The following is a 22,879-nucleotide window of genomic DNA, read 5'->3' as shown; positions in this document are numbered from 1 at the left end:
AAGTTGAAGCTTCGTACGACCGGACGTGTCGCGATCGCCGGCCTCGCGGTGGTCGCCGCACTGGGGCTGAGCGCGTGCAGCGACGACAAGGGTGACAAGCCCGCCGCCAAGACCACCACCAGCGTCACCACCACCGTGTCCGCGGCGGCCGACCTGCCGCCGGTGCCGACCGTCGAGCAGCTCAACGAGCAGCTCACCACGGCGCTGGACCCGTCGGTACCCAACGAGGAGAAGCTGGACTTCGTCCAGGGCGGCTCCGCCGACCCCGAACTGCCCAACCGCCTCGCGGAGGCCGCGCAGGCCGCCGGGGTGCAGGTCCAGGTCACCGACGTGACCTCCTTCGGCGACAGCGTCAACGCCAAGGCCGACTTCACCGTCAACGGCCAGACCAATGTGGTCGACGTGCCGTTCGTCGCCGAGGACGGCAAGTGGAAGGTCCAGAAGTCCTGGGCCTGCCAGATGCTGACCAACCTCGGCCAGCAGTCCGTCGCCTGCCCGTAAATTTGGAGCGCTGGCGCGCTCGAGTTCGCGGCCCTAGGGGCCGCCGGTCAGGCACCGCTGCTTGCTCCTTCGTCGCCTACGCAGCGGCACCTGACCGGCGACCCGCCGCGAACCGCCGCTGCGCGGCGGCCCCTCCTCGAGGTCGGGGCGTGCGGGGCCGGTAGTGCGGTCATGGCGGTTTGCCTCGGCTGGGGCGGCGGTTCTCGGCCGGGGTTGCGGTTCTGGCTGGGGCGGTGGTTCTGGTTGGACCGGTGGGGCTCGGCCGGAGGGGGGTGGGGTTGGGGGCGCGGCTACTATCGGGCCCCGTGGTAGAGACGATCGTGCGGCAGGGGCATCCGCCCAGGGATGCTTCGGCGGCGGGTGACGGGGGCGCGCGCGGGGGATGGGCGCGGACCGTCGCGATCGTCGCGGGACTGATCGCCGTGCTGGCCGCGGTGGCGATTCCGTTTCTGCCGGTGCGGGTCGACGCGGCGACAGTGTCGTGGCCGCAGCAGGGGTCGGTGGCCGGGGTGGAGGCGCCGCTGGTCGCGTACGCGCCCGCTGCGCTGTCGGCGACGGTGCCGTGTAGCGCGTTGAGTTCACTGGCCGCCGAAGGTGGCGTCGCGGTGTCCACCGTGCCGCGGCAGTCGGGGGACATGGAGCGCTACGGGTTCGTGGTTAAGGTGGTCGCCGACACCGCCGAGCGGCCGGGCCGGGTGGACGTGGTCTCGCGCTCGACGCTGCTGTGGACCGCGCCGCTGGCCGAGACCATCGACCGGTCCTGCGCGCTCACCGTCGCGCTCACCCCGGACGAATCCGTGGTCACCACCACCGGTTTCGCCGCGGCGGGCGCCACCGTGGCGGGGGATCGGCGCCCGCAGGTCGTCGGCGTGTTCAGCGAGCTGACCGGTGCCGCGCCCGCGGAGCTGGCGGTGCGCGTCGATGTCGACGCCCGCTACACCACCTCACCCACCTGGCCCAAGCTGGCCGTGATCGTGCTCTGCCTGCTGGCGACCGCGCTGTCGCTCTACGCGCTGCACCGCCTCGACGCCCTCGACGGCCGCGCGCCCCGGCGCTTCCTGCCGCAGCGCTGGTGGCGGTTGCGCCCGGCCGACTGGCTGGTGTTCGCGGTCTTGGTCGTCTGGCATTTCATCGGCGCCAACACCTCCGACGACGGCTACATCCTCGGCATGGCCAGGGGCGCGCGCAGTTCGGGCAACATGTCCAACTACTACCGCTGGTTCAGCGTCGACGAGGGCCCCTTCTACACGCCCTACACCGACATCATCGGCTGGATCACCCATCTCTCGGCGGTCAGCCCGCTGGTGCGGCTGCCCGCGCTCGGTGCGGGCATCCTCACCTGGTGGCTGATCAGCCGCGAGGTGCTACCCCGCCTCGGGGTGGCGATGCGGCACCGCAAGGTGGTCACCTGGACCGCGGCGCTGGTGTTCCTGGCCTTCTGGCTGCCCTACAACAACGGCCTGCGCGCGGAATTCGTGGTCGCGCTGGGTGTGCTGGTCACCTGGGTGTCGGTCGAGCGGGCCATCGCGACCCGCCGGGTGCTGCCGTTCGCGGTCGCGGTGATCGTGGCCGCCTTCACCCTCACCGGCGCGCCCTCGGGCCTGATCTGCCTGGGTGCGCTCGTCGCCGGTGCCCGGGTGGTGACCGCCGTGATCGTGCGCCGCGCCAAGACCGTCGGCTATCTCGCCCAGCTGCTGCCGGTCCTGGCCGCGGGCACCGTGGTGCTCACGGTCGTGTTCGCCGACCGGACCCTGGCCGGGGTGCGCGAGATGTTCGCCGTGCACAGCGGAATCGGGCCGGGGGAGTCCTGGTTCTTCGAGTTCCTGCGCTACCAGTACCTGTTGCAGCTCAATGCCGACGGCTGGCTGACCCGCCGCTTCGGCGTGTTCGTGATGCTGCTGGGCCTGCTGGTCTGCACCGTCACCCTGCTGCGCCGCGGCGGGCGCATCCCCGGCATCGCGGTCGGCCCGACCCGGCGGATGCTCGGCATCACCGTCGCGGCCATGGCGCTGATGATGTTCTCGCCCACCAAGTGGACCCACCAGTTCGGTGTGTTCGCGGGCCTGGCCACCTGTGTCGCCGCGGTGACCGCGGTGGCGGTGAGCTCGGAGGTGCTGCGGCCGCTGCGCAATCGCGCGCTGTTCGCCGCGGCGGTGTTCTTCGCCCTGGCCATGACCTTCGTCGGCGCCAACGGCTACTGGTATGTGTCGTCCTGGGGCATCCCGTGGTGGGACAAGCCGCCGACGATCGCCGGGTACGGCCTCTCGACGGCCTTCGTCGGGCTGACGGTGCTCGCCCTGGCGGTGGCCGCCTGGTACCACATCCACCCGAACCCCAAGCCGCGCGCGACCAGGCTCGCCGCGCTGCCCGTCCTGGCGATCGCCGCCGCCATGATGGTGTTGTTCGAGCTGGCCTCCTTCGCGAAAGCGACTGTGGCGCAGTACCCCGCGTACTCGCTGGCGAGCTCCAACTTCCGGGCGGCCTTCGCCGGAGGCTGCGGTATGGCCGACGAGGTCCTGGTCGAAACCGACCCGAACGCGTCCATGCTCTCCCCGCTCAGCGGCGATGTCACCACCGCGCTGACCGGCGAGTCGACCGGCTTCCAGCCCGACGGCGTGGCCCCGGTACTCACCTCCGACGAGGTGGAATCGACCACCGGCCAGGCCAATTCGGTCTCCGACGACCCCGACACCCTGCGTGACGCCGCCACCTCGGCGGGCTCGGAATCACGCCAGGGCTCCCTGCAGCTCCCGTTCGGTCTCGACCCCGCGAGCACCCCGGTCCTGGGCAGCTACCGCGCCGGGGACCAGGAACCGGCCGCGCTCACCACCGGCTGGTTCCGGCTGCCCGAGGGCCCGCGCGGGCCGCTGCTGGCGATCGCGGTGGCGGGCCGGATCCGCTCGGTCGACGCCGACGGCATCGTCCACCCCGGCCAGGACCTGGCCGTCGAATACGGCACCGCCGGTGCCGGTGCCGAGGTCACCGTCGCGGGCCGGGTCGACCCGATCGACATCGGCCCCGCGCCCACCTGGCGGAACCTCCGGGTCCCGCTCGACCAGCTCCCCGCCGACGCGAACGTGGTGCGCCTGGTCGCCGCCGACAAGGATCTCGGCCCCGACCAGTGGCTCGCGGTGACCCCGCCGCGCATGCCGCGGACCACCACGCTGAACGCGCTCGTCGGCCGCGAGAGCCCGGTCCTGCTCGACTGGGCGGTGGGCCTGCACTTCCCGTGCCAGAACCACCTGCCGACCTACAACGGCATCGCGGAGCTGCCCGAGTACCGCATCCTGCCCGACCGCAACGGTGCCACCATCACCAACCTGTGGCAGGGCCACGACGGCGGCGGCCCACTCGGCTGGACCCAGCTCCTGTTCACCGCCCGCACCCTGCCGACCTACCTGAACAACGACTGGGACCGCGACTGGGGCTCGCTCGAGCGCTACCTGCCCCTGGACCCCACCGCAGGCCGGGCCCACGTCGACGTGCGGTCCGGCAACCGCTGGGGCACCTGGACTCCCGGCCCGACCATCACCGTCTGGTAGACCCGGCGCCCTCAGCCAACGTCGGCCCCGGAGCGTGGTGATCGACCGGCACGGGGCAACACCGGCGCCGACCCCGGCCGCGCCCGTCGGCGCCGGGGTCGTGTCAGCGGGCGCTGGCGCGCGGTGCGTGGGGCCGAGCCGGGGATGTGGATGCCGGGTCGTGTCAGCTTGCGCTGGTGCGCGGGGCGAAGTCTGGGATGTTGTGCCGGGTCGTGTCAGCGGGAGCTGGTGGCGATGCGCAAGGCCAGGTCGGGGAGGTCGGCGCCGGTGAGGCCGGGGTAGCCGTGCAGCATCGCGCGCCATTCGGCGGGGACCGCCGAGGCGCCCCAGCGGGCGCCGAGCAGGCCACCGGCGATGGCGGCGGTGGTATCGGTGTCATTGCCCGCGCGCACGCACGCCTGCAGGGCCAGCGGCAGGTGCTCGGGGGTGGACTGGTCGGTGGTGGTGATGGCCCACCAGGCGGTCTGCAAGGCGTGCACGACCCAGCCGTTGTTCGGGAAGTCGTCGGGGGTGCCGTGTTCGGCCTCGTCGAGCCGCTCGGTCCAGTACGCGGATTGTGGTGATCTGCTGACATATTCGCGCACGCCACCGAAATCGGCCGACAGCACCGCGTGCCGGATCGCGGAGGTCCATATCTTGCACGCCTCGACGGCGTGCTCGTCGGCGTGGGTGAGCAGTCCCACCCGCCCGGCCGCGGCGATGCACCCCTCGGCATCGTCGAGATAGGCCAGCGCGACCGGCGCGGTCCGCATGAGCGAGCCGTTGCCGCCGGTGCGGCCGGTCAGCGACATGGCCACCGCCTGCATGGCCGGTGCCGAGGACGAGCGGGCCGAGAGCACCTGGCGCGTCTGGTTCCCGATATCCGGCGGCCGCGAATCGAACCACGCCACGAACCCCGCGGCCACCGCGTCCAGATCGATCCCTGGCCCGTGCACCGCCGCCAGCGCGACCGCCAGCGCCATCGAGGTGTCGTCGGTCCACTCCCCGGGCGCCCAGTCGAACACGCCACCGCCGATCATCCCGATCACCGTGTCCGGCCCCGGCCGGGTGAATTCGTAGCCCGCCCCCAGCGCGTCGCCCGCGGCTGTCCCCACCAGCACCCCGGCCACCCGATCGGAGAACCCCGAACCGTACATCCACCCACTCCTCCCGGCGACAACGCATCGATTGCCCGATCGACAACCCTACCGGTCGGCATGTGCGCCACCGCGTTTTCGCGTCCGCGCCACGACCGGCGGTTCTGCGGCGCGTCGCCCGCCGGGCGGTCCGGTTACCCGGCACAGTGGGGCCATGGCACAGCGGCACCGGCACACCATCGAACTGAGTCACCCGGAGCTGTACATCGCACCGGCCGGATATCCGTACGCGCCGACCGTCGACACCAGCGGCCCCGGCTCGCTGCTCAGCGTGCACCGCGACCATCACGGCAACGAGAACGCCTGCCTCTGGGTCGGCTGGACCTACGGCATCATCGAGCTCGATCTCGAGATCGGCATCGCGGCACCGGATTTCGACGATATCGCCGACTGGGAGACCGTCGAGACCGGCACCATCGACCTCCCCGCCGAGGCCACCCTCACCCGGACCACGCTGTCCCCGACGCGTCCACCCGAGATCGACCATCTGCTGACCTTGCCGTCGGGCCTGCACGGCATCGCGGTCAGCTCCCGGGGCCGCGATCGCGGTCGCGCGGATGTGGTGATCCGGATCCAGCTGTGGCCCACCGATATCGCCGCACCGGTCCGCGTGTTCGCCCACGACGACACCTTCGACCTGCGCGTCTACTCCGGTGGACGCAGCGTCATCGCACGGCACGCCGACCCCGCACCGACCAGCACGTCGCTCCCGCGCTCACCGGCGGCGAGCAAAGCACCTCGGCGCCCACCGGCCTCGGACCCGGAAGCCGCGCGCGAACCGGTTCCGGACACGACGCCCCTGCGTGACACGACGCCCCTGCGTGAACCGGCCTCGGAGACGCCCGCCGTCCCGGTCACCGGCCAGTGGGAGCGCCTGTGGCGGATCGTCATGAACCGCTGCGACCGCGGCGTCTGGCCGAGCTTGGCCCGCACCGGCGCGGGCACGCTCGCCGTCGACCGGGCCGAAGCGGGCACCGGCGTGACCTGGCCCGCGGAACTGCGCGAATGGTTCACCCTGCACGACGGCGGCGGCCCCGCCGACCTGCTGCCCGGCATGACCCTGCTGAGCCTGGAGCAGATGCTCGAGCTGCACGACCTGCAGTGCGCGATCTGGTGCGAGCTCACCGCCGAGGAACCCGACCTGGCCGCCGCGGGCGAGAACGCCCCGGCCGGTGCGGAAGCGGGCCGGTTCGTCCCGGAGTTCGTGCCGATCGCCGAACGCGACGGCACCATGCTGGTCTGCGACACCCGCCCCGGACCGCTGCGCGGCTGCGTCACCGAATTCGGCAAGGACACCGCCGACATGTCCCCGCCCGGCTGGCGCTCCCTCGGCGCCCTGCTCGCCGACCTGGCCCACAGCATCGAACGCACCACGCCATTCGACACCAACTACCTGCCGACCTTGACCGAACACGGCTTGAGCTGGGAATTCTCACCCTTCGGCTGACCGACGACCTACGCCCAGTGCCTCCGCGCACGCTGGGGCACAGCGCATGCCAGTGCCTCCGCGCATGCTGGGGCACAGCGCACGCGGGGCACAGCGCAAGCTGGGGCACAGCGCACGCGGGGCACAGCGCACGCGGGGCACAGCGCATGCCGGGGCACGGCGCACGCTGGGGCACAGCGCATGCCAGGACACAGCGCACGCGGGGGCGCTGCCGCACCGGGAGCTCACCCCCGCGCTTCTCAGCCCTTCGGCAAGGTCTCCCCGACAGGCTCGGGGATCGACCCGCGCCGCCCCCGCCGCGCGCGCAGCATCGCGTCGGTGGTGAACACCACCAGCCCCGCCCAGATCAGCGCGAAACCGATCCAGCGCGAGGTCGGCATGGGCTCGTGCAGCACCGCAACGCCCCACGCCATCTGCAGGGCGGGCGTCAGGTACTGCAGGATGCCCATGGTCGACAGCGGCACCCGCTGCGCCGCCACGGCGAACAGCAGCAGCGGGACCAGCGTCACCGGACCGGTCGCCATCATCAAGGCCGAATGGTCCGCGCCGGAAGCGAACTCGCTGCGCCCGGTGACCACCAGCACGAGCACGAAGGCCAGCGCGAACGGCGCCGCGACGATGCCCTCGGCGGCGATCCCGCGCAGCGCGTCGAGCCGGATCACCTTCTTCACCAGCCCGTAGGTGGCGAACGAACAGGCCAGCACCAGCGCGATCACCGGCGGCCTGCCGTAGTCCACGGTCAGCACCACCACCGCCAGCGCGCCCAGCCCCAGCGCCAGCCACTGAGCCCGGGTGAGCCGCTCGCGGAACAGCACAACCCCGAACGCCACGGTGACCAGCGGATTGATGAAATACCCGAGCGCGCACTCCACCACGTGCCCGCTGATCACCCCGTACACATAGGTGCCCCAGTTGATCGAGATCGCCGCCGACGCGGCCGCCGCCAGCCGCCAGGTCCGCGCGTCGATCCCGCCCAGCTCGCGCAGCCGCCCGGTCGCCAGCAGCACCAGCGACACCACCACCAGCGTCCAGATGATCCGCTGGGCCACCACTTCGGCGGGCGAGGCGAACGCCAGCAGCCCGAAGAACGCCGGGAACAGGCCCCAGATCAGATAGGCCCCGGTACCGAAGACGACACCGGGCGGGGACGCGCTGCGCTGCATTCGTCCCACGTTACGTCTGCCGTAGCCTGACGAGCATGTCCATTTCCGTGCAGGAGCCCGCGGCCACCGGGCTCACGGCAGCACAGGTCGAGCAGCGGCGCCGCGACGGCCGAACCAATGATGTCCCGGCCAGAGCCAGCCGGTCGGTGCGCGAGATCGTCCGCGCCAATGTGTTCACCCGGATCAATGCCATTCTCGGCGTGCTGTTGCTGCTGGTGCTGTCCACCGGCTCGATCATCGACGGCATGTTCGGCCTGCTCATCGTGGCCAACAGCGCGGTCGGCATCATCCAGGAGGTCCGGGCCAAGCGCACCCTCGACCAGCTGGCCATCGTCAGCCAGGCCAAGCCCACGGTGCGCCGCGACGGCGTGGCCCAGCAGGTGAGCCCGGGCGAGGTGGTCCTCGACGACCTGATCGAACTCGGCCCCGGCGACCAGATCGTCGTCGACGGCGAGATCGAGGAGGCCTCCGCGCTCGAGATCGACGAATCGCTGCTCACCGGCGAGGCCGACCCGATCGACAAGGGCATCGGCGCGCCGGTCATGTCGGGCAGCTTCGTGGTGGCCGGGTCCGGCGCCTACCGCGCGACCAAGGTCGGTAAGGACGCCTACGCGGCGAAACTGGCCGAGGAGGCCAGCAAGTTCACCCTGGTGCACTCCGAACTGCGCGCGGGCATCGACAAGATCCTGAAATTCATCACCTACCTGCTCATTCCGGCCGGCGCGCTGAGCATCTACAACCAGCTGGTCTCCAGCGGCGAGTCCTGGCGCCCGGCCGTATCCGGCATGGTCGCGGCCCTGGTGCCGATGGTGCCAGAGGGTCTGGTGCTGATGACCTCCATCGCCTTCGCGGTGGGCGTGGTGCGGCTGGGTCAGCGCAACTGCCTGGTGCAGGAACTGCCCGCCATCGAGGGCCTGGCCCGCGTCGACGTGGTGTGCGCGGACAAGACCGGCACCCTCACCGAGAACGGCATGCGCCTGGCCCAGATCGAACCGCTCGGCGACTTCGGCCACGACCAGGTGAAGCAGGCACTGGCCGCCCTGGCGGGCGACGACCCGCGCCCCAATGCCAGCGTGCAGGCCATCGCCGAAGCGCTGCCCGACACCCCGGACTGGACCCAGACCGGCGTCGCGCCGTTCTCCTCGGCCAAGAAGTGGAGCGGCATCTCCTACGGCGACCACGGCGACTGGCTGCTCGGCGCCCCCGACGTGCTGCTCGACCCCGCCTCCGCCGACGCCGCGCACGCCGAGGAACTCGGCTCGTCCGGCCTGCGTGTGCTGCTGCTGGCTCGCAGCGACCGCCCGGTCGACGCCGCCGACGCCCCCGGCACCGTCTCGCCCGCCGCGCTGGTCGTGCTCGAACAGAAGGTCCGGCCCGACGCCAAGGACACCCTCGAGTACTTCGCGAGCCAGCACGTCGCGATCAAGGTCATCTCCGGCGACAACGCCGTCTCGGTCGGTGCGGTGGCCTCCTCGCTGGACCTGCCCGGCGGCGACCACGCCGTCGACGCGCGCAAGCTCCCCGAGGACCCGGCCGCGCTGGCCGACGTGCTCGACCACGAGACCACCTTCGGCCGGGTCCGCCCCGACCAGAAGCGCGCCATGGTCGGCGCCCTGCAGTCGCGCGGGCACACCGTGGCCATGACCGGCGACGGCGTCAACGACGTGCTGGCCCTCAAGGACGCCGATATCGGCGTCGCCATGGGCGCGGGCAGCCCCGCCACCCGCGCGGTGGCCCAGATCGTGCTGCTGGACAACAAGTTCGCCACCCTGCCGTACGTGGTGGGGGAGGGCCGCCGGGTGATCGGCAATATCGAGCGCGTCTCGAATCTGTTCCTCACCAAGACCGTGTACTCGGTGCTGCTGGCCTTCCTGGTCGGCCTGGCCGGGGTGGGTTCGCAGATTTTCGGCTACGACCCGATCGGCTATCCGTTCCTGCCCCGGCACGTCACCATCGCGGCCTGGTTCACCATCGGCATCCCCGCGTTCATCCTGTCGCTGGCGCCCAACAACGAGCGGGCCCGCTCCGGGTTCGTCGGCCGGGTGATGCGCCTGGCGGTGCCGTCGGGCATCGTCATCGGCGTGGCGACCTTCGTGGCCTACCTCATCGCCTACGCCGGTCCGGAAGCCTCGGAGACGCAGAAGGTGCAGGCGGGCACCACGGCGCTGATCACGCTGATCATGATCGCGGTGTGGGTGCTGGCGCTGGTGGCCCGGCCGTACGTGTGGTGGAAGGTGGTGCTGATCGCGGTGTCGGTGCTGGCCTACGTCGCGCTGTTCACCATCCCGTTCACCCGCGAGTTCTTCAAGCTCGACCCGTCGAATCCGCGGCTCACGCTGGCCGCGTTCGTCTGCGGCGCGGTCGGGATCGTGCTGGTGGAACTGGCGTGGTGGGTGCAGGCGCGGCTGTCGGGCAACCGCGGCAAGTTCATCCCCGCGGTCGGCGCGCAGGGCGCCTGAGGACCGCCTGACCTGGCCGGGTTCGCCTCGAGAACCCTTGCGCCGGACCGTGATTCGGTGTTGGAGTACCTTTGCGCACTATGGAGGTTCTGCTGCACCAGATCGACGCGTTCGCCGACGCACCGTTCTCGGGCAACCCGGCCGCGGTCATCCCGCTACCCACCTGGCTGCCGGACACGACGCCGCACCGATCGGCGCCGAGCACGAACCTACCGACCGAGCCGCTCGGGATCCCGCTGTGACCCCCGACGACCTGGACGAGCTGTTCTGCCTGCTCATCGTCCATATCGACCAGCTGGATTCCGGCGCGCTGGATCTGATGGCAGAGGCCTACGATCACGCCGGAGACGTGGATACGGCCCGCGGTCTCTGGGAGCTCGCGGATCGACGTCGCGACGGTGGGTCGCTGTGAGTTCAGCACCTCTCCAGCACCGGACGCCGTGGTGCGCCGGGCCGCCGAACGCGCCCCGTCGTCCGGGGGGCCGATCTCGGGATGCGCAGCTGTCCCGCCGGTTTCCGCGCACCTATGGTGCCCCGCTATTCGGCCGGAACCGGTCCGTCATCGGGAGTGGGCGTGATGACTCCGGTAGTGCCGGGCAGCAGCGGGCTCACCGCGAACCGTCCGGCGAGCGCGTCGGCGGGAAGTGCCTGCACCGATCGCACACCGGGTTGCGCGGCGAGGTCGCGTAATTCGGGCAGGGTGCCGCGCACGACCAGGCCCGCCGTACACGCGCAGCCCGCGCGCAGCCGGGCCTCGGTGACCCGGGCGACCTCGGCGCTGCGCTGATCGTGGAACTGCTGGGCGGCGAGCAATCCGGCGGCCGCCTCGGCGGATTTCACGGCGGGCTCGGGACCGGCCGGGGTGGCGACGGTGATCACCGGCGTCTGCACCCGGTCGATCGGCACGTGCTGGATCACCCCGGCCACCCGCAGGCCGTGGGCGGCATCCGGGATCTGCTGGGGCGTCAGGTATTCGGTGGGGGTGAGCAGAGCCCAGTGCAGATCGGTGTCGGTGCCCTCGAGCGAGGCGCGCGCCTGGCTCAGATACTCGTCGACCTGTTCGCCCGGCGCCGGGCCGAGCCGGTCGGTCGTCACTCCCGAGACCGCGCGCGGCGCGGTGAAGGCCAGCACCAGCAGCGCCACCGCGCCCAGCACCGCGGCGCCGATGATGCCCGCCTTGATGATCCGGTGCCGTTCGCCGCCGTCGGCGGCGGAGTCCCCGCGGTCGTCCGGCACCGATTCCGGCGCCGGGATGGACGACCGCGGGTCGTCAGGCATGGCGTAGGACGTCCAGTGCGCCCGCCAGATCGGCGGGGTACTCGCTGGTGATCTCCAGCCAGCGGCCGTCGGCGGGATGGTGGAAACCGAGCTGGCGCGCGTGCAACCACTGCCGCTCCAGGCCGAGGCGCTTGGCCAGAGTCGGATCGGCGCCGTAGGTCAGGTCACCGGCGCAGGGGTGGCGCACCGCGGAGAAATGCACCCGGATCTGGTGGGTGCGGCCGGTCTCGAGGTGCACGTCGAGCAGGCTGGCGGCCTGGAAGGCCTCGATGGTGTCGTAGTGGGTGATGCTGGGCCTGCCGTCGCCGGTGACGGTGAACTTCCAGTCGTTGCCGCGCGCGCGCCCGATCGGCGCGTCGATGGTGCCGCTGCTCGGATCCGGATGTCCCTGCACGAGAGCATGGTATTGCTTGTCGACCGTGCGTTCCTTGAAGGCGCGCTTGAGCATCGTGTACGCGTGTTCGGATTGGGCCACCACCATCACACCCGAGGTGCCCACGTCCAGGCGGTGCACGATGCCCTGCCGCTCGTGCGCGCCGGAGGTGGAGATGCGGTAGCCCATGGCCGCCAGCCCGCCGACCACGGTCGGCCCGGTCCAGCCGACACCCGGATGGGCGGCCACCCCGATCGGCTTGTCCACCGCGACGATGTCGTCGTCGGCGTAGAGGATGTTCAGCCCGTCCACCGGGGTGGCCTCGACCGTCACCTCCCGCTTGGGCTCCGGGAAGATCACCTCCAGCCAGGCGCCCGCGGTGAGCCGGTCCGACTTGCCCGCGGCCACGCCGTCGAGCTGCACCGAGCCCTCCTCGGCCAGCGCCGCCACCGCGGTCCGCGACAACCCGAGCAGCCGCGACAGGCCCGCGTCGACCCGCATCCCGTCCAGCCCGTCGGGGACAGGCATGGTCCTGGTCTCTCTCACGCGGTCTCCTCACCGTCGGTGTGCTTGCGGCCGCTGCGGGTGCCGTCCGGTTCGAACCCGAACACGGTGAGCGCGACCAGCAGGATCGCGCCACACACGATGGCCGAGTCGGCGACATTGAACACCGGCCACCAGCCCACGGCGACGAAGTCGACCACATGACCCTGCAGCGGGCCGGGGTAGCGGAACAGCCGGTCGACCAGATTGCCCAGCGCGCCGCCGAGCACCATGCCCAGCCCGATCGCCCACCACAGCGAGCGCAGCGTGGACCCGATGCGGATCACGCCGATCACCACCGCGGCGGCGATCAGGGTCAGCAGCCAGGTCATGCCGGTCGCCATCGAGAACGCCGCACCCGGATTGCGCACCAGGGTGAAGCGGGCGAAATCGCCGATGATCGGCACCGATTCGCCGGGATCGATGAACGCGACGGCCAGGCACTTGGTCAGCAGGTCGAGCCCGAACAGCACGACGGCGATCGCCAGCAGCGTCGTCAACCGGCGGCGACCTGCGGGTTTCGTGGTCTCGGTGGGGTCGGGGGCCGCGTCGGCGGCCGGAGCCGTCGCGTCGGCGCCCGACTCGGGGTCGGCGGCGTTGTCGGTGGGCCGGTCTTCACTCACGCGTCCATCATTCCCTAGCCGTGATCGCCGCCCGCGTCTCGGTGGGCGACCGGTCCCAGGTGTTACTCAGGAACCGGTCGTACCCTGATGGCTGTGACGGTGTTGTCTAGTCCTCGCTTACCCCGCATCGCGCGCCCCGGGGTGTTGCTCGTGGCGCTCGTGCTCGGGTTCGTGACCTTCGGTGCCGGGTGCGCCGATCGGTCGTCCGCGCCCGCCGAGACCGAGGGCACCGAGCCGCTGGGGATGAAGGAAGTGACGGTGCCGATCTCGGCGCCGTCGGCCGCGCTGGTGTCGGCGGGCGAGGAGCCGCGCGGGCTGCTGCGCCCGAGCTACGCGCTGGGCACCACCCAGCAGGTGACGCTGTGCACCGACTACCAGATCCAGCAGCAGGTCAACGATCAGCCGACGCGCGACTTCTCGCCCGCCCCGCTGACTATCCCGATGACCGCGGTGGCGGGCCCCGACGGCGTCGACCTCACCGTCGGCACGGTCACCACGCCCGACCCGGTGCTGAACAAGGCCTTCACCGCCGCCGACGGCTCGCACGCGGGCCTGGCCATGAGCGATCTCGGCGCGATCACCGAACTGCGGATGGCCCCTTCCCCGGAGACTCCGAACTCCGCCCGCGCGGCCCTGGAACAGGCGTTCTACCAGGCGGTCTACCGCTCGATCGCGTTCCCGGACGAACCGGTCGGCGTGGGCGCGGTGTGGACCGTGCACCAGGAGATCACCGGCGGCGTCACCCTGGACCAGATCACCACGGCGACCCTGGTGGCCCGCGACGGCGACCGGCTCACCATCGACCTGCAGGTGAGCCAGACCCCCACCGACACGGTCTGGCTGCTGCCCAACGACGCGGGCGCGCTCGACATCGCCGATTACGTGATGGAGGGCACCGGCACCATCACCGTGGATCTCGGTCTGCCGCTGCCGGTATCGGGGGCGATCGATGTCGGCGGCCAGCAGACCTACCGCGACGCGCGCAGCGTGAGCACCCTGGTGCAGACGCAGTCCACCCGCGTCTCCTGGACCGAATGATGCGATCGGCTCTGCTGCGCGTGAGCGCGGCCGCCTCGGCGTGCGCCGCGCTGACCGGAGTGGCCGCCTGCGGCACCGACGACGAGCCCGCCGTGTTCCCCGCCGCCGCGTCCGCGGCGCCCGGCTCGGGCACCCCGATCTCGGACCCGGCCCAGCTCTCGGCCGCGCTGCTCTCGGCCGCCGACCTGCCGGGCTCCTTCGCCGCCGTCCCGCCGCGTAACGACCGCGACGAGGCCGCTGTCCCCCCGACGGCGCTCACCGATCCGGCCGACTGCGCCCGCCTGCTGACCCCCATCGCCACCCAGTGGCCGGGTTCCTCGGCGTCGGCCTCGGTGCAGTTCGCGGGCCCGAGCTTCGCGACCATCGATATCGACGCCGCGAGCTACCCCGACACCGCCCTCACCCCCGCCTTCGACGCCCTCCAGGCCCAGCCCCGCCGCTGCGCGACCTACACCGGCGACGACGCGGGCGTGCGCATCGATTACCGCACCGCCCCGCTCGACCAGCCTGCCGTGGGCGACGCCGGTTCGGCCTTCACACTGACCGCCACCAGCGACGGACTCACCCTCACCTCGGCGACATCCCTGGTCCAGGTGGGCAACACGCTGGTCCAAGTGGTGGTCACCGCACCGGAGACGGTCGACCCGGGTGTCCTGGCCGATCTCACGGCCGCTCAGGTCCGCAAGCTCCGCGCCTGACCGGCGCGAGGTCAGCGCGTGGTGGCGGGAACCAGCTTGCTGCCGAGATAGCCGATGTAGCCGCGCACGTCGTCGGCCGCCTTGTCGGGCAGCCCGAACACGGTCTCGGTGACGCCCGCTTCGGCCCACTGCTCGAGCTGTTCGGCATTGTGCCGCCCGGCCAACGCGATCACCCGCGGCGTGCCCTCGCGGCCCGCCTCGGTCCAGATCCGGTGCAGCAGCGCGATCTTGTCGCCGAGCTCGCCCTCGGTCGGCGTGGTGATCCAGCCGTCCGCGTGCTGGGCCAGCCAGCCGAAGCTCTTCTCGGTGCCGCCCGCGCCCAGCAGCACCGGCACCCCGGCGCGCACCGGCTTGGGCCACGACCAGCTCGGCCCGAACTGCACGAACTCCCCGGCGAATTCGGCCTCCTCCTGCGACCACAGGGTCCGCATGGCGTCGAGGTTCTCCTTGAGCACCGTGCGCCGCTTCTTCGGCGGCACCCCGTGATGGGTGAGTTCGTCGGTGTTCCAGCCGAATCCGACACCCAGTTCCACCCGGCCGCCGGAGAGGTGATCGAGCGAGGCGATGGTCTTGGCCAGGGTGATCGGATGATGCTCGGCGGGCAGCGCGACCGCGGTGGACAGCGTGATGCGCTCGGTCACCGCGGCCGCGGTCGCCAGCGCCACCCACGGGTCGAGGGTGCGCAGGTAACGGTCGTCGGGCAGCGAGGAATCGCCGGTCTGCGGATGCGCGGCCGCGCGCACCACCGGGATGTGGGTGTGCTCGGGCACATAGAACGAATCGAAACCGGCGTTCTCCGCGGCGAGCGCGGCGTCGGCGGGCGTAATGCCCCGGTCACTGGTGAACAACACGAGCCCGTAGCGCATGTCCGGCCCTCCGGTCGACAATAAAACTGAAACAAGTTCTACCAGTCTTTCGGGCTCGCCGGAAGACCTCGGAGCCGCCGGGGTCTTTTCCCTGTCGGGGTCGGGGAATAGGCTCGAACGGTCCGAGCGTCACCCTCGACCCGGAGGTACCCGATGTCTGACGTCGACCCCTTTCCCGTCGGCTATCCGCGAATCTGTCCCGGTATCTCGTGTGCCGGTGCCGCGGCCGCGATCGACTTCTACACCGCGATTTTCGGCGCCACCGAGCGCATGCGCATGCCCGGTCCCGACGGCACCGTCGCCCACTGCGAACTCCTCGTCGGCGACTCGGTGCTGATGGTCGGTGATCCCGCGCCCGAGATCGGTTTCCCGGATCCGAAACAGGTCGGCGGCTCGCCGGTGAACCTGATGGTCTACGTGACCGACGCCGACGCCGCCTTCGCCGCCGCCCTCGGCGCGGGCGCCACCGAGATCAACCCGATGACCGACCAGTTCTACGGCGACCGCAGCGGCTCCTTCGAGGACCCGTGGGGCCACCGCTGGACGGTGGCCACCCACATCGAGGACGTCTCGCCGGAGGAGATGCAGCGCCGGATGGACGAGATGATGAACGCGGGCTGATCCCCCGCAGCCCCCTCAGAGCAGGCGGAACTCCATGACGGCGATGGCGTCGTCCATGGCGGTGGTCAGGGTGCCGAGCCGGGCCAGGGGGTCCGGCGCGGCCAGCGCCGCCTGCCGGTCGGTCTGGCCGATCGGCAGGCGGGCCGCCAGTTCGAAGGAGCGCACGCTCGGGTCGGTGGACAGCTCGTCCAGCGAGGCCGAGGGCGGTGGCCTGCGGATGCCGGATTTGCGGGCCAGCCGCGCGGTGAGTTCGTGCAGCCGGTCGGCGCGGGCGCGCAGACCCGCGAGCGGCTCGGCGTCGTCGGCGGCCGGGCCGTCCGGCCAGGTCTCTATCCGCGCGCGCGGGTAGGGCGCGTCGGGGAGCCAGTCGGTGACCCGGATCCGGTCGGTGCCCTGACAGCGCACCCGGAACCGGGAGCCGGGCAGCTGCACCACGTCGGTGACGCGGGCCAGCGTGCCCACCTCGGTGCGCACCTCCCCGCCGCCGACCTCGTGCCCGCGGGCGATGAGGACCACCCCGAACTCCGGTTCCCGGCGCCCTTCGAGGCAGTCCTCGATCAGCGCGACATAGCGCGGTTCGAAGATCTGCAACGACAACGGTTCGCCGGGCAGCAGCACCGCACCGAGCGGGAACATAGGCATTTCCACTGTCACAGCATGCCCGCTGTGGTGCGGATGTTCGGTCATGCGCGGGCGATCGCCTCGAAAACGGTCGGATCGACCAGGGTCGAGGTGTCGCCGAGTTCGCGTCCCTCGGCCACATCGCGCAGCAGGCGGCGCATGATCTTGCCGCTGCGGGTCTTGGGCAGCTCCGGCACGAGATGGATCTCGCGGGGCCGCGCGATCGGGCTGATCTCCAGCGAGACGGCGGCTTTCAGTTCGGTCACCAGGTCCGGTCCCGGCGTGCCCGCCGCGGTGAGGATGACGAAGGCGACGATGCCCTGCCCGGTGGTGGCGTCGGCGGCTCCGACCACCGCGGCCTCGGCCACGGCCGGGTGCCCGACCAGCGCCGATTCGACCTCGGCGGTGGAGATGCGGTGCCCGGAGACATTCATGACGTCATCGACGCGGCCCAGCACCCACAGGTCCCCGTCGGCGTCGAGCTTCGCGCCGTCTCCGGCGAAGTACCAGCCGTCGGACGCGAAACGCTGCCAATAGGTTTCGCGGTAGCGGTCCATGTCGTTCCAGATCCCGCGCAGCATCGAGGGCCACGGCTGATCGAGCACGAGTAGTCCGGATGCGTCATTGCCCAGCGGGGTGCCGTCGTCGTCGACGACCTTCGCCGAGATTCCGGGCAGCGGGCGCATGGCGGCGCCGGGTTTGGTGGCGGTGACGCCGGGCAGTGGGGAGATCATGATGGCGCCGGTTTCGGTCTGCCACCAGGTGTCGACGATGGGGGTGTGGTCGGCGCCGATGACGGTGCGGTACCAGCGCCAGGCTTCGGGGTTGATGGGTTCGCCGACGGAGCCGAGCAGGCGCAGGGAGGTGAGGTTGTGGGCGTCGGGGATCTCGCGTCCCCATTTCATGAAGGTGCGGATCAAGGTGGGCGCGGTGTAGTAGATGGTGACGCCGTATTTTTCGATGATCTCGAAGTGGCGGTGTTCGTTGGGGGAGTTGGGGGTGCCTTCGTAGACGACTTGGGTGGCGCGGTTGGCGAGGGGGCCGTAGACGATGTAGCTGTGTCCGGTGACCCAGCCGATGTCGGCGGTGCACCAGTAGACGTCTTGTCCGGCTTTGTGGTCGAAGACGTTGTGGTGGGTGTAGGCGGTTTGGGTGAGGTAGCCGCCGGTGGTGTGCAGGATGCCCTTGGGTTTTCCGGTGGTGCCGGAGGTGTAGAGGATGAACAGGGGGTGCTCGGCGGGGAAGGCTTGCGCCTCGTGCGTCGGGGAGGCGACGGCGACCGTCTCGTCCCACCACAGATCACGGACCTCGGTCCACGGCACCTCGATGCCGGTGCGCCGCACCACCAGCACGTGCTCCACGCTCGTCGGGTCCTCGCCCAGCGCTTCGTCGACCGCGTACTTGAGCGGGGCGGGCTTGCCCCGGCGCCACTGTCCGTCGGTGGTGATGATCAGCCGCGCCTCGGCATCGTCGACCCGCTGACGCAGCGCGCTGGGCGAGAACCCGGCGAAGACCACCGAATGCGTGAGTCCCAGTCGCGCGCACGCCAGCATCGAGACGATCGCCTCGGGCACCATCGGCATATAGATGGCGACCCGATCACCCGCCACGAGTCCGAGCGCGGTGAAAGTATTGGCCGCCCGGCACACTTCGTCCAGCAGCTCGCGATAGGTGATCGCCCGGGAGTCGCCGGGTTCACCCTCCCAGTGGATGGCGACCTGATCCCCGTGACCGTCCAGCACATGCCGGTCCACACAGTTGTAGGCGACATTGAGCTCGCCGTCGGCGAACCAGCGCGCGACGGGCGCGGCGGTCCAGTCCAGGACCTGGGTGAAGGGCTGGTGCCAGTGCAGCCGGTTCGCCTGCTCGGCCCAGAAGCCGTCGCGATCGGTTTCGCCCCGCTCGTACAGCGCGGCATCGGCATTGGCCCGCGCGACGAAATCCGCCGCGGGCGCGTACCTGCTCGCCTGTTCGGAACGGGTCGGGTCGGTCACTGCGCCGGTCACAAGAATTCTCCTTCGACAACACTTCGGGGGGGACAAAGGCCCGTGCCGGTGGCGTACCACCGGCACGGGCGGAGGAACTAGTGCGAGATCGCCTTCTCCGCACCGACTCCGGTGAGCGAACGGACCTCCATCTCCGCGGCCTTCACCGGATCGGCCCGCTCGCCACGGCCACCGGCGAAGGTGCCCGCCACGCCGAGTGCGAACGCCAGCGGAATCGACACGATGCCCGGGTTCGACAGCGGGAACCAGTGGAAATCGACCGAGGAGATCATCGCGGTCTTACTGCCCGACACCGCGGGCGAGAATACGATGAGCACGATGGTCGAGATCAGGCCGCCGTACATCGACCACAGCGCGCCGGTGGTGTTGAACCGCTTCCAGAACAGCGAGTACAGGATGGTCGGCAGATTCGCCGCCGCCGCCACCGCGAAGGCCAGCGCCACCAGGAACGCGATGTTCTGGCCGTTGGCCAGAATGCCCAGACCGATCGCGAGCACGCCGATCACCACCGCGGTGATCCGCGAGACCCGCACCTGCTTGCGCTCGTCGACCTCGCCCTTCTTCAGCACGCTCGCGTAGATGTCGTGGGCGAAGGAGGCCGAGGCGGTGATCGTCAGCCCGGCCACCACCGCGAGGATGGTGGCGAAGGCGACCGCGGAGATCACCCCGAGCAGGATCACCCCGCCCAGCTCGAACGCCAGCAGCGGCGCCGCCGAGTTCTGGCCACCGGCCGCGGCCAGGATCCGGTCCGGGCCCACGATGGCCGCCGCGCCGTAACCCAGCACCAGGGTGAACAGGTAGAACGCGCCGATCAGGCTGATCGCCCAGACCACCGAGCGCCGCGCCTCTTTCGCGGTCGGCACCGTGTAGAAGCGCATGAGCACGTGCGGCAGACCCGCGGTGCCGAGCACCAGCGCCAGACCCAGCGACAGGAAGTTCAGCTTCGAGGTGTCGCTGCCGCCGTATTGCGCGCCCGGGGCGAGCACATCACGCGCCGCCACGGCGGAATTCGCCGACCCGCTCACCGAATCCTGGGCGGCGCCGAGGATGTCGGAGAAGTTGAACCCGAACTTGGCCAGCACGAGCACCGTCATCAGCGCGGCGCCCGCGATGAGCAGCACCGCCTTGATGATCTGCACCCAGGTGGTGCCCTTCATCCCGCCGACCAGCACGTAGACGATCATCAGCACACCCACGATCGCGATCACCACCGATTGCCCGGCGCGCGAGGACACATCGAGCAGCAGCGCCACCAGACCACCCGCGCCCGCCATCTGCGCCAGCAGATAGAACAGCGACACGGTGAGCGTGGTCAGCGCCGCCGCCGTGCGCACCGGGCCTTGCTTCAACCGGAAGCTGAGCACATCGGCCATGGTGAATTTGCCGGTGTTGCGCAGCATCTCGGCCACCAGCAGCAGCGCCACCAGCCAAGCGACGAGGAACCCGATCGAATACAGGAACCCGTCGTAGCCATAGACGGCGATCGCGCCCGCGATGCCGAGGAAGCTGGCCGCCGACAGATAGTCACCGGCGATGGCGATGCCGTTCTGCGGGCCGGAGAAGCCGCGGCCACCGGTGAAATAGTCGGCGGCACTGGCATTGTTGCGGCTGGCCCGGATCACCACGACCATGGTGATCGCGACGAACAGTGCGAAAATGGCGATATTGGCGACGGGGCTGCCCACCGTCGTCTCCGCGGCGAGGATGTTCACGCGCGGCCCTCCTCGAGGTACTCGCGGATGGCCGCGGCGCGCGGATCCAGCTCACGATTGGCGAAGCGGACATAGAGCCCGGTGATCAGGAACGTGGAGACGAACTGCCCGAGGCCGAGCAGCAGGCCCACATTGACGTTGCCGAAGACCTGCGTGGCCATGAAGTCGTGCGCGTAGGCACCGAGCACCACATAGCTGAGGTACCAGAGCAGGAACAGGGCGGTCATCGGGAAGACGAAGCGGCGCAGCCGGTTCCGGAGATCCTGGAACTGGGGGCTGGCCTGGACTTCGAGCCATTCTTCGGCACTCGGCGTGCGCCGGTCGGGCGCTTCTGCGGTGTCGGTGTCGGTCATGCCGGGGGTCCTAGCGTGCGGAGGGTCGTGCGTGCTCCGACGGTAGGACGGCGGCCCTGTCCCCGTCTCGATGTGGCGTGGGTCACTCGGTGAAGGTGGGTGCCGGTGCGGTGAACGGTCGCTGTGGCGCGACGAACGGTCAGCGACGCGAGCCGGTGCGCGGCTCCCGGTCGGCGCTCATACCCAGCCGTTCCGGGGCGTGCATGCGCACGAACACCCCCGCGACGGTGCGCCGATCCGGGGCCGTGGTCGCCAGGCTCACCAGGATCGTCACCGCGAACGCCAACGGTACGCTCACCGCGCCCGGGTAGTCGACGATGGCGGCGGCCCACCCGTCGGCCAGGGTGGGGGAGACGCCGCCGAGCACCGCCAGCACGGTCGCCCCGCCCGCGGTGACACCCCCGACGAGCATGCCGCTCGCCGCCCCGGCGGCGGTGAGCCCGCGCCACCAGATCCCCAGCACCAGCAGCGGACACAGCGTCGAGGCGGCGACCGAGAAGGCCAGGGCGACCGTGCGGGACAGGTCGAGGGAGGCGACGGTGAGCGCCAGCGTCAGCGGGACCAGTCCGGCGACCAGCGCGGCCGCGCGGAAATCCCGGATCCGGCCGCGCAGCACATCGGTGCTGAGCACCCCGGCCAGGCTCACCAGCAGGCCCGACGAGGTCGAGAGGAAGGCCGCGATCGCCCCGGCGGCGGCCAGCGCGGCCACCAGCTGCCCGCCCAGCCCGCCGAGCACCGCGCCCGGCAGCAGGACCACCGCGGCATCGGAGGCGCCGGTGATCAGCAGCTGCGGTACATACAGCCGGGCGAACACGCCCAGCAGCACGGGGAACAGATAGAACACGCCGACCAGGCCGATCACCGCCAGCGCGGTCCGCCGTGCCGAGGGCCCGTCGCGATTGGTGTAGAAGCGCACCAGCACGTGCGGCAGGCCCATGGTGCCCAGGAAGGTCGCCACGATCAGCGAGAACACCTGATACCGCGGATGTTCGCCGCCGAAGCCGCCGCCCGGCGCCACCCAGCTCGCTCCGTCGGCGGGCGCCCCGGCGACCACCGGCACCGCCGCGCCCGCGTCCAGGATCAGCTCGGTGCCCGCCGCGAGGGTGTGGTCGCCGGGGGCGAGCACGACGGGCCCGTCAGCGGTGCGGCCGTCCACCGTGCCGGTGACGATCACCTGCTGCGCGATGTCGAGGTGCACCACCACATCGGTGGAGATGTCGACAGTGGTGCGCTCGTCCACGATCGGCGGGGCGGGAGTGCCGACCGGATTGTCGTCGGTGAGGAAGTGCAGCCCGAGCACCAGCGCGGGCACCGCCACCGCCGTGAGCTTGAGCCAGTACTGGAACGCCTGCACCAGTGTCACCGACCGCATCCCGCCGCCGATCACATTCGCCAGCACGATCGCCCCCACCGCCACCCCGCCCACCCAGGCCGGGACACCGAGCAGGATGTGCAGTGTCAGCCCCGCACCCTGGAACTGCGGGATCAGATACACCGCGCAGACCACCACGACCAGCCCCGCGGCCATGCGCCGCAACCGGATCGAGCCCAGCCGGAACTCGGCGAAGTCCGGCACGGTGTAGGCCCCCGAGCGGCGCAGGGGAGCGGCGACGAACATCAGCAGCCCGAGATATCCGGCCGTGAAACCCACCGGGTACCAGAGGGCGTCGGCACCGTATTTGGCGATCAGGCCCGCGACACCGAGAAACGAAGCGGCCGACAGGTATTCGCCGGAGATGGCGGCGGCGTTCCATCGCGAACCCACGGTGCGCGAGGCGACCAGGAAATCGGAGGTCGTGCGCGAGAGCCGGACGCCGTACACGCCGATCGCGACGGTGGCCGTCGCGGCCAGCAACAGGGCCGCGAGTGTGAGCGCGGGGCTGTCCGGTGTCATCGGAG

General features: G+C 71.0%; 20 protein-coding genes. 9 read left to right on the top strand and 11 right to left on the bottom strand.

Going from position 1 to position 22,879, the window contains the following annotated elements; translation table 11 throughout:
• Positions 1-3: 3 nt before the first annotated feature.
• Together WA675_RS19035 and WA675_RS19030 are read left to right on the top strand one after the other, a co-directional pair.
• Positions 4-501, top strand: a complete 498-nt coding sequence (locus tag WA675_RS19035; RefSeq protein ID WP_336085973.1) for a hypothetical protein — start codon at positions 4-6, stop codon at positions 499-501.
• Between the two features lie 305 nt (positions 502-806).
• Positions 807-4,043 (top strand): arabinosyltransferase domain-containing protein, encoded by a 3,237-nt coding sequence (locus WA675_RS19030; protein ID WP_336085972.1) that lies wholly within the window; start codon positions 807-809, stop codon positions 4,041-4,043.
• Positions 4,044-4,258: 215 nt separating this feature from the next.
• On the opposite strand, the gene WA675_RS19025 is transcribed toward WA675_RS19030, so the two are convergent.
• Positions 4,259-5,179, bottom strand: coding sequence for an ADP-ribosylglycohydrolase family protein (locus WA675_RS19025; protein WP_336085971.1), 921 nt, complete (start codon positions 5,177-5,179; stop codon positions 4,259-4,261).
• 154 nt (positions 5,180-5,333) lie between these two features.
• On the opposite strand from WA675_RS19025, the gene WA675_RS19020 reads away from it, so the two are divergent.
• Positions 5,334-6,626, top strand: coding sequence for an SMI1/KNR4 family protein (locus WA675_RS19020; RefSeq protein ID WP_336085969.1), 1,293 nt, complete (start codon positions 5,334-5,336; stop codon positions 6,624-6,626).
• Positions 6,627-6,865: 239 nt separating this feature from the next.
• Here WA675_RS19020 and rarD read toward each other — a convergent pair whose 3' ends face one another.
• A complete protein-coding gene (gene rarD / locus WA675_RS19015; RefSeq protein ID WP_336085968.1) occupies positions 6,866-7,789 on the bottom strand; it encodes an EamA family transporter RarD in 924 nt (307 codons plus the stop codon).
• 35 nt (positions 7,790-7,824) lie between these two features.
• Between rarD and WA675_RS19010 the strand changes: the two genes are divergently transcribed.
• From WA675_RS19010 to WA675_RS19000, 3 genes are all read left to right on the top strand, one after another.
• Positions 7,825-10,248, top strand: a complete 2,424-nt coding sequence (locus tag WA675_RS19010) for a cation-translocating P-type ATPase (RefSeq protein ID WP_336085967.1) — start codon at positions 7,825-7,827, stop codon at positions 10,246-10,248.
• 80 nt (positions 10,249-10,328) lie between these two features.
• Positions 10,329-10,490 carry a hypothetical protein gene (locus WA675_RS27420; RefSeq protein WP_442945670.1) on the top strand — a complete coding sequence of 54 codons (162 nt, stop codon included), beginning with the start codon at positions 10,329-10,331 and terminating at the stop codon, positions 10,488-10,490.
• Entirely contained in the window at positions 10,487-10,660 is a 174-nt protein-coding gene (locus WA675_RS19000; RefSeq protein WP_336085966.1) for a hypothetical protein, read from the top strand. Before WA675_RS27420 ends, WA675_RS19000 begins: the two co-directional genes overlap by 4 nt.
• Positions 10,661-10,785: 125 nt before the next feature.
• Here the strand turns inward: WA675_RS19000 and WA675_RS18995 are convergent, their stop codons facing one another.
• The 3 genes from WA675_RS18995 to lspA are packed head-to-tail and all read right to left on the bottom strand — an operon-like array spanning position 10,786 to position 13,065.
• Positions 10,786-11,526, bottom strand: a complete 741-nt coding sequence (locus WA675_RS18995; RefSeq protein WP_336085965.1) for a hypothetical protein — start codon at positions 11,524-11,526, stop codon at positions 10,786-10,788.
• A complete protein-coding gene (locus tag WA675_RS18990) occupies positions 11,519-12,445 on the bottom strand; it encodes an RluA family pseudouridine synthase (protein ID WP_336085964.1) in 927 nt (308 codons plus the stop codon). Before WA675_RS18990 ends, WA675_RS18995 begins: the two co-directional genes overlap by 8 nt.
• Entirely contained in the window at positions 12,442-13,065 is a 624-nt protein-coding gene (gene lspA, locus WA675_RS18985) for a signal peptidase II (RefSeq protein ID WP_336085962.1), read from the bottom strand. The genes WA675_RS18990 and lspA overlap by 4 nt, the downstream gene beginning before the upstream one ends.
• 87 nt (positions 13,066-13,152) lie before the next feature.
• Here lspA and WA675_RS18980 point away from each other — a divergent pair, with 87 nt between their 5' ends.
• Both WA675_RS18980 and WA675_RS18975 read left to right on the top strand, forming a co-directional pair.
• Complete coding sequence (locus WA675_RS18980) at positions 13,153-14,103, top strand: hypothetical protein (protein ID WP_336085961.1); 951 nt, start codon at positions 13,153-13,155, stop codon at positions 14,101-14,103.
• Positions 14,100-14,801, top strand: coding sequence for a hypothetical protein (locus WA675_RS18975; RefSeq protein ID WP_336085960.1), 702 nt, complete (start codon positions 14,100-14,102; stop codon positions 14,799-14,801). The genes WA675_RS18980 and WA675_RS18975 overlap by 4 nt, the downstream gene beginning before the upstream one ends.
• A gap of 11 nt (positions 14,802-14,812) precedes the next feature.
• Here WA675_RS18975 and WA675_RS18970 read toward each other — a convergent pair whose 3' ends face one another.
• Positions 14,813-15,667, bottom strand: coding sequence for a TIGR03619 family F420-dependent LLM class oxidoreductase (locus WA675_RS18970; protein WP_336085958.1), 855 nt, complete (start codon positions 15,665-15,667; stop codon positions 14,813-14,815).
• Positions 15,668-15,820: 153 nt separating this feature from the next.
• On the opposite strand from WA675_RS18970, the gene WA675_RS18965 reads away from it, so the two are divergent.
• Positions 15,821-16,288 (top strand): VOC family protein, encoded by a 468-nt coding sequence (locus WA675_RS18965; RefSeq protein ID WP_336085957.1) that lies wholly within the window; start codon positions 15,821-15,823, stop codon positions 16,286-16,288.
• A gap of 15 nt (positions 16,289-16,303) precedes the next feature.
• On the opposite strand, the gene WA675_RS18960 is transcribed toward WA675_RS18965, so the two are convergent.
• The 5 genes from WA675_RS18960 to WA675_RS18940 all read right to left on the bottom strand — a co-directional run bounded on the left by WA675_RS18960 (position 16,304) and on the right by WA675_RS18940 (position 22,874).
• Entirely contained in the window at positions 16,304-16,924 is a 621-nt protein-coding gene (locus tag WA675_RS18960) for an LON peptidase substrate-binding domain-containing protein (RefSeq protein ID WP_336085956.1), read from the bottom strand.
• Between the two features lie 47 nt (positions 16,925-16,971).
• The gene (acs, locus tag WA675_RS18955) at positions 16,972-18,915 is read right to left on the bottom strand and encodes an acetate--CoA ligase (RefSeq protein WP_336085954.1); all 1,944 of its coding nucleotides are present in this window, start codon (positions 18,913-18,915) and stop codon (positions 16,972-16,974) included.
• 77 nt (positions 18,916-18,992) lie between these two features.
• Entirely contained in the window at positions 18,993-20,627 is a 1,635-nt protein-coding gene (locus WA675_RS18950; protein ID WP_336085953.1) for a solute symporter family protein, read from the bottom strand.
• Complete coding sequence (locus tag WA675_RS18945) at positions 20,624-20,980, bottom strand: DUF485 domain-containing protein (protein ID WP_336085952.1); 357 nt, start codon at positions 20,978-20,980, stop codon at positions 20,624-20,626. The genes WA675_RS18950 and WA675_RS18945 overlap by 4 nt, the downstream gene beginning before the upstream one ends.
• Positions 20,981-21,119: 139 nt before the next feature.
• Positions 21,120-22,874, bottom strand: a complete 1,755-nt coding sequence (locus WA675_RS18940; protein WP_336085951.1) for a sodium/solute symporter — start codon at positions 22,872-22,874, stop codon at positions 21,120-21,122.
• Positions 22,875-22,879: the final 5 nt, after the last annotated feature.

This window comes from Nocardia sp. SSK8, assembly GCF_037034205.1.
In the GTDB taxonomy this organism is placed as follows: Bacteria; Actinomycetota; Actinomycetes; order Mycobacteriales; family Mycobacteriaceae; genus Nocardia.
Note: the sequence above shows the minus strand (reverse complement) of the source record. Positions and strands in the feature narration are given on the sequence as shown.

What these genes read in the sequence shown, in the direction of transcription:
- WA675_RS19025 (WP_336085971.1), bottom strand. Translation starts at nt 5,179, where the DNA reads ATGTACGGTTCGGGGTTCTCCGATCGGGTGGCCGGGGTGCTGGTGGGG.
- WA675_RS19020 (WP_336085969.1), top strand. Translation starts at nt 5,334, where the DNA reads ATGGCACAGCGGCACCGGCACACCATCGAACTGAGTCACCCGGAGCTG.
- rarD (WP_336085968.1), bottom strand. Translation starts at nt 7,789, where the DNA reads ATGCAGCGCAGCGCGTCCCCGCCCGGTGTCGTCTTCGGTACCGGGGCC.
- WA675_RS19010 (WP_336085967.1), top strand. Translation starts at nt 7,825, where the DNA reads ATGTCCATTTCCGTGCAGGAGCCCGCGGCCACCGGGCTCACGGCAGCA.
- WA675_RS27420 (WP_442945670.1), top strand. Translation starts at nt 10,329, where the DNA reads ATGGAGGTTCTGCTGCACCAGATCGACGCGTTCGCCGACGCACCGTTC.
- WA675_RS18995 (WP_336085965.1), bottom strand. Translation starts at nt 11,526, where the DNA reads ATGCCTGACGACCCGCGGTCGTCCATCCCGGCGCCGGAATCGGTGCCG.
- WA675_RS18980 (WP_336085961.1), top strand. Translation starts at nt 13,153, where the DNA reads ATGGCTGTGACGGTGTTGTCTAGTCCTCGCTTACCCCGCATCGCGCGC.
- WA675_RS18975 (WP_336085960.1), top strand. Translation starts at nt 14,100, where the DNA reads ATGATGCGATCGGCTCTGCTGCGCGTGAGCGCGGCCGCCTCGGCGTGC.
- WA675_RS18970 (WP_336085958.1), bottom strand. Translation starts at nt 15,667, where the DNA reads ATGCGCTACGGGCTCGTGTTGTTCACCAGTGACCGGGGCATTACGCCC.
- WA675_RS18965 (WP_336085957.1), top strand. Translation starts at nt 15,821, where the DNA reads ATGTCTGACGTCGACCCCTTTCCCGTCGGCTATCCGCGAATCTGTCCC.
- WA675_RS18960 (WP_336085956.1), bottom strand. Translation starts at nt 16,924, where the DNA reads ATGTTCCCGCTCGGTGCGGTGCTGCTGCCCGGCGAACCGTTGTCGTTG.
- WA675_RS18945 (WP_336085952.1), bottom strand. Translation starts at nt 20,980, where the DNA reads ATGACCGACACCGACACCGCAGAAGCGCCCGACCGGCGCACGCCGAGT.
- WA675_RS18940 (WP_336085951.1), bottom strand. Translation starts at nt 22,874, where the DNA reads ATGACACCGGACAGCCCCGCGCTCACACTCGCGGCCCTGTTGCTGGCC.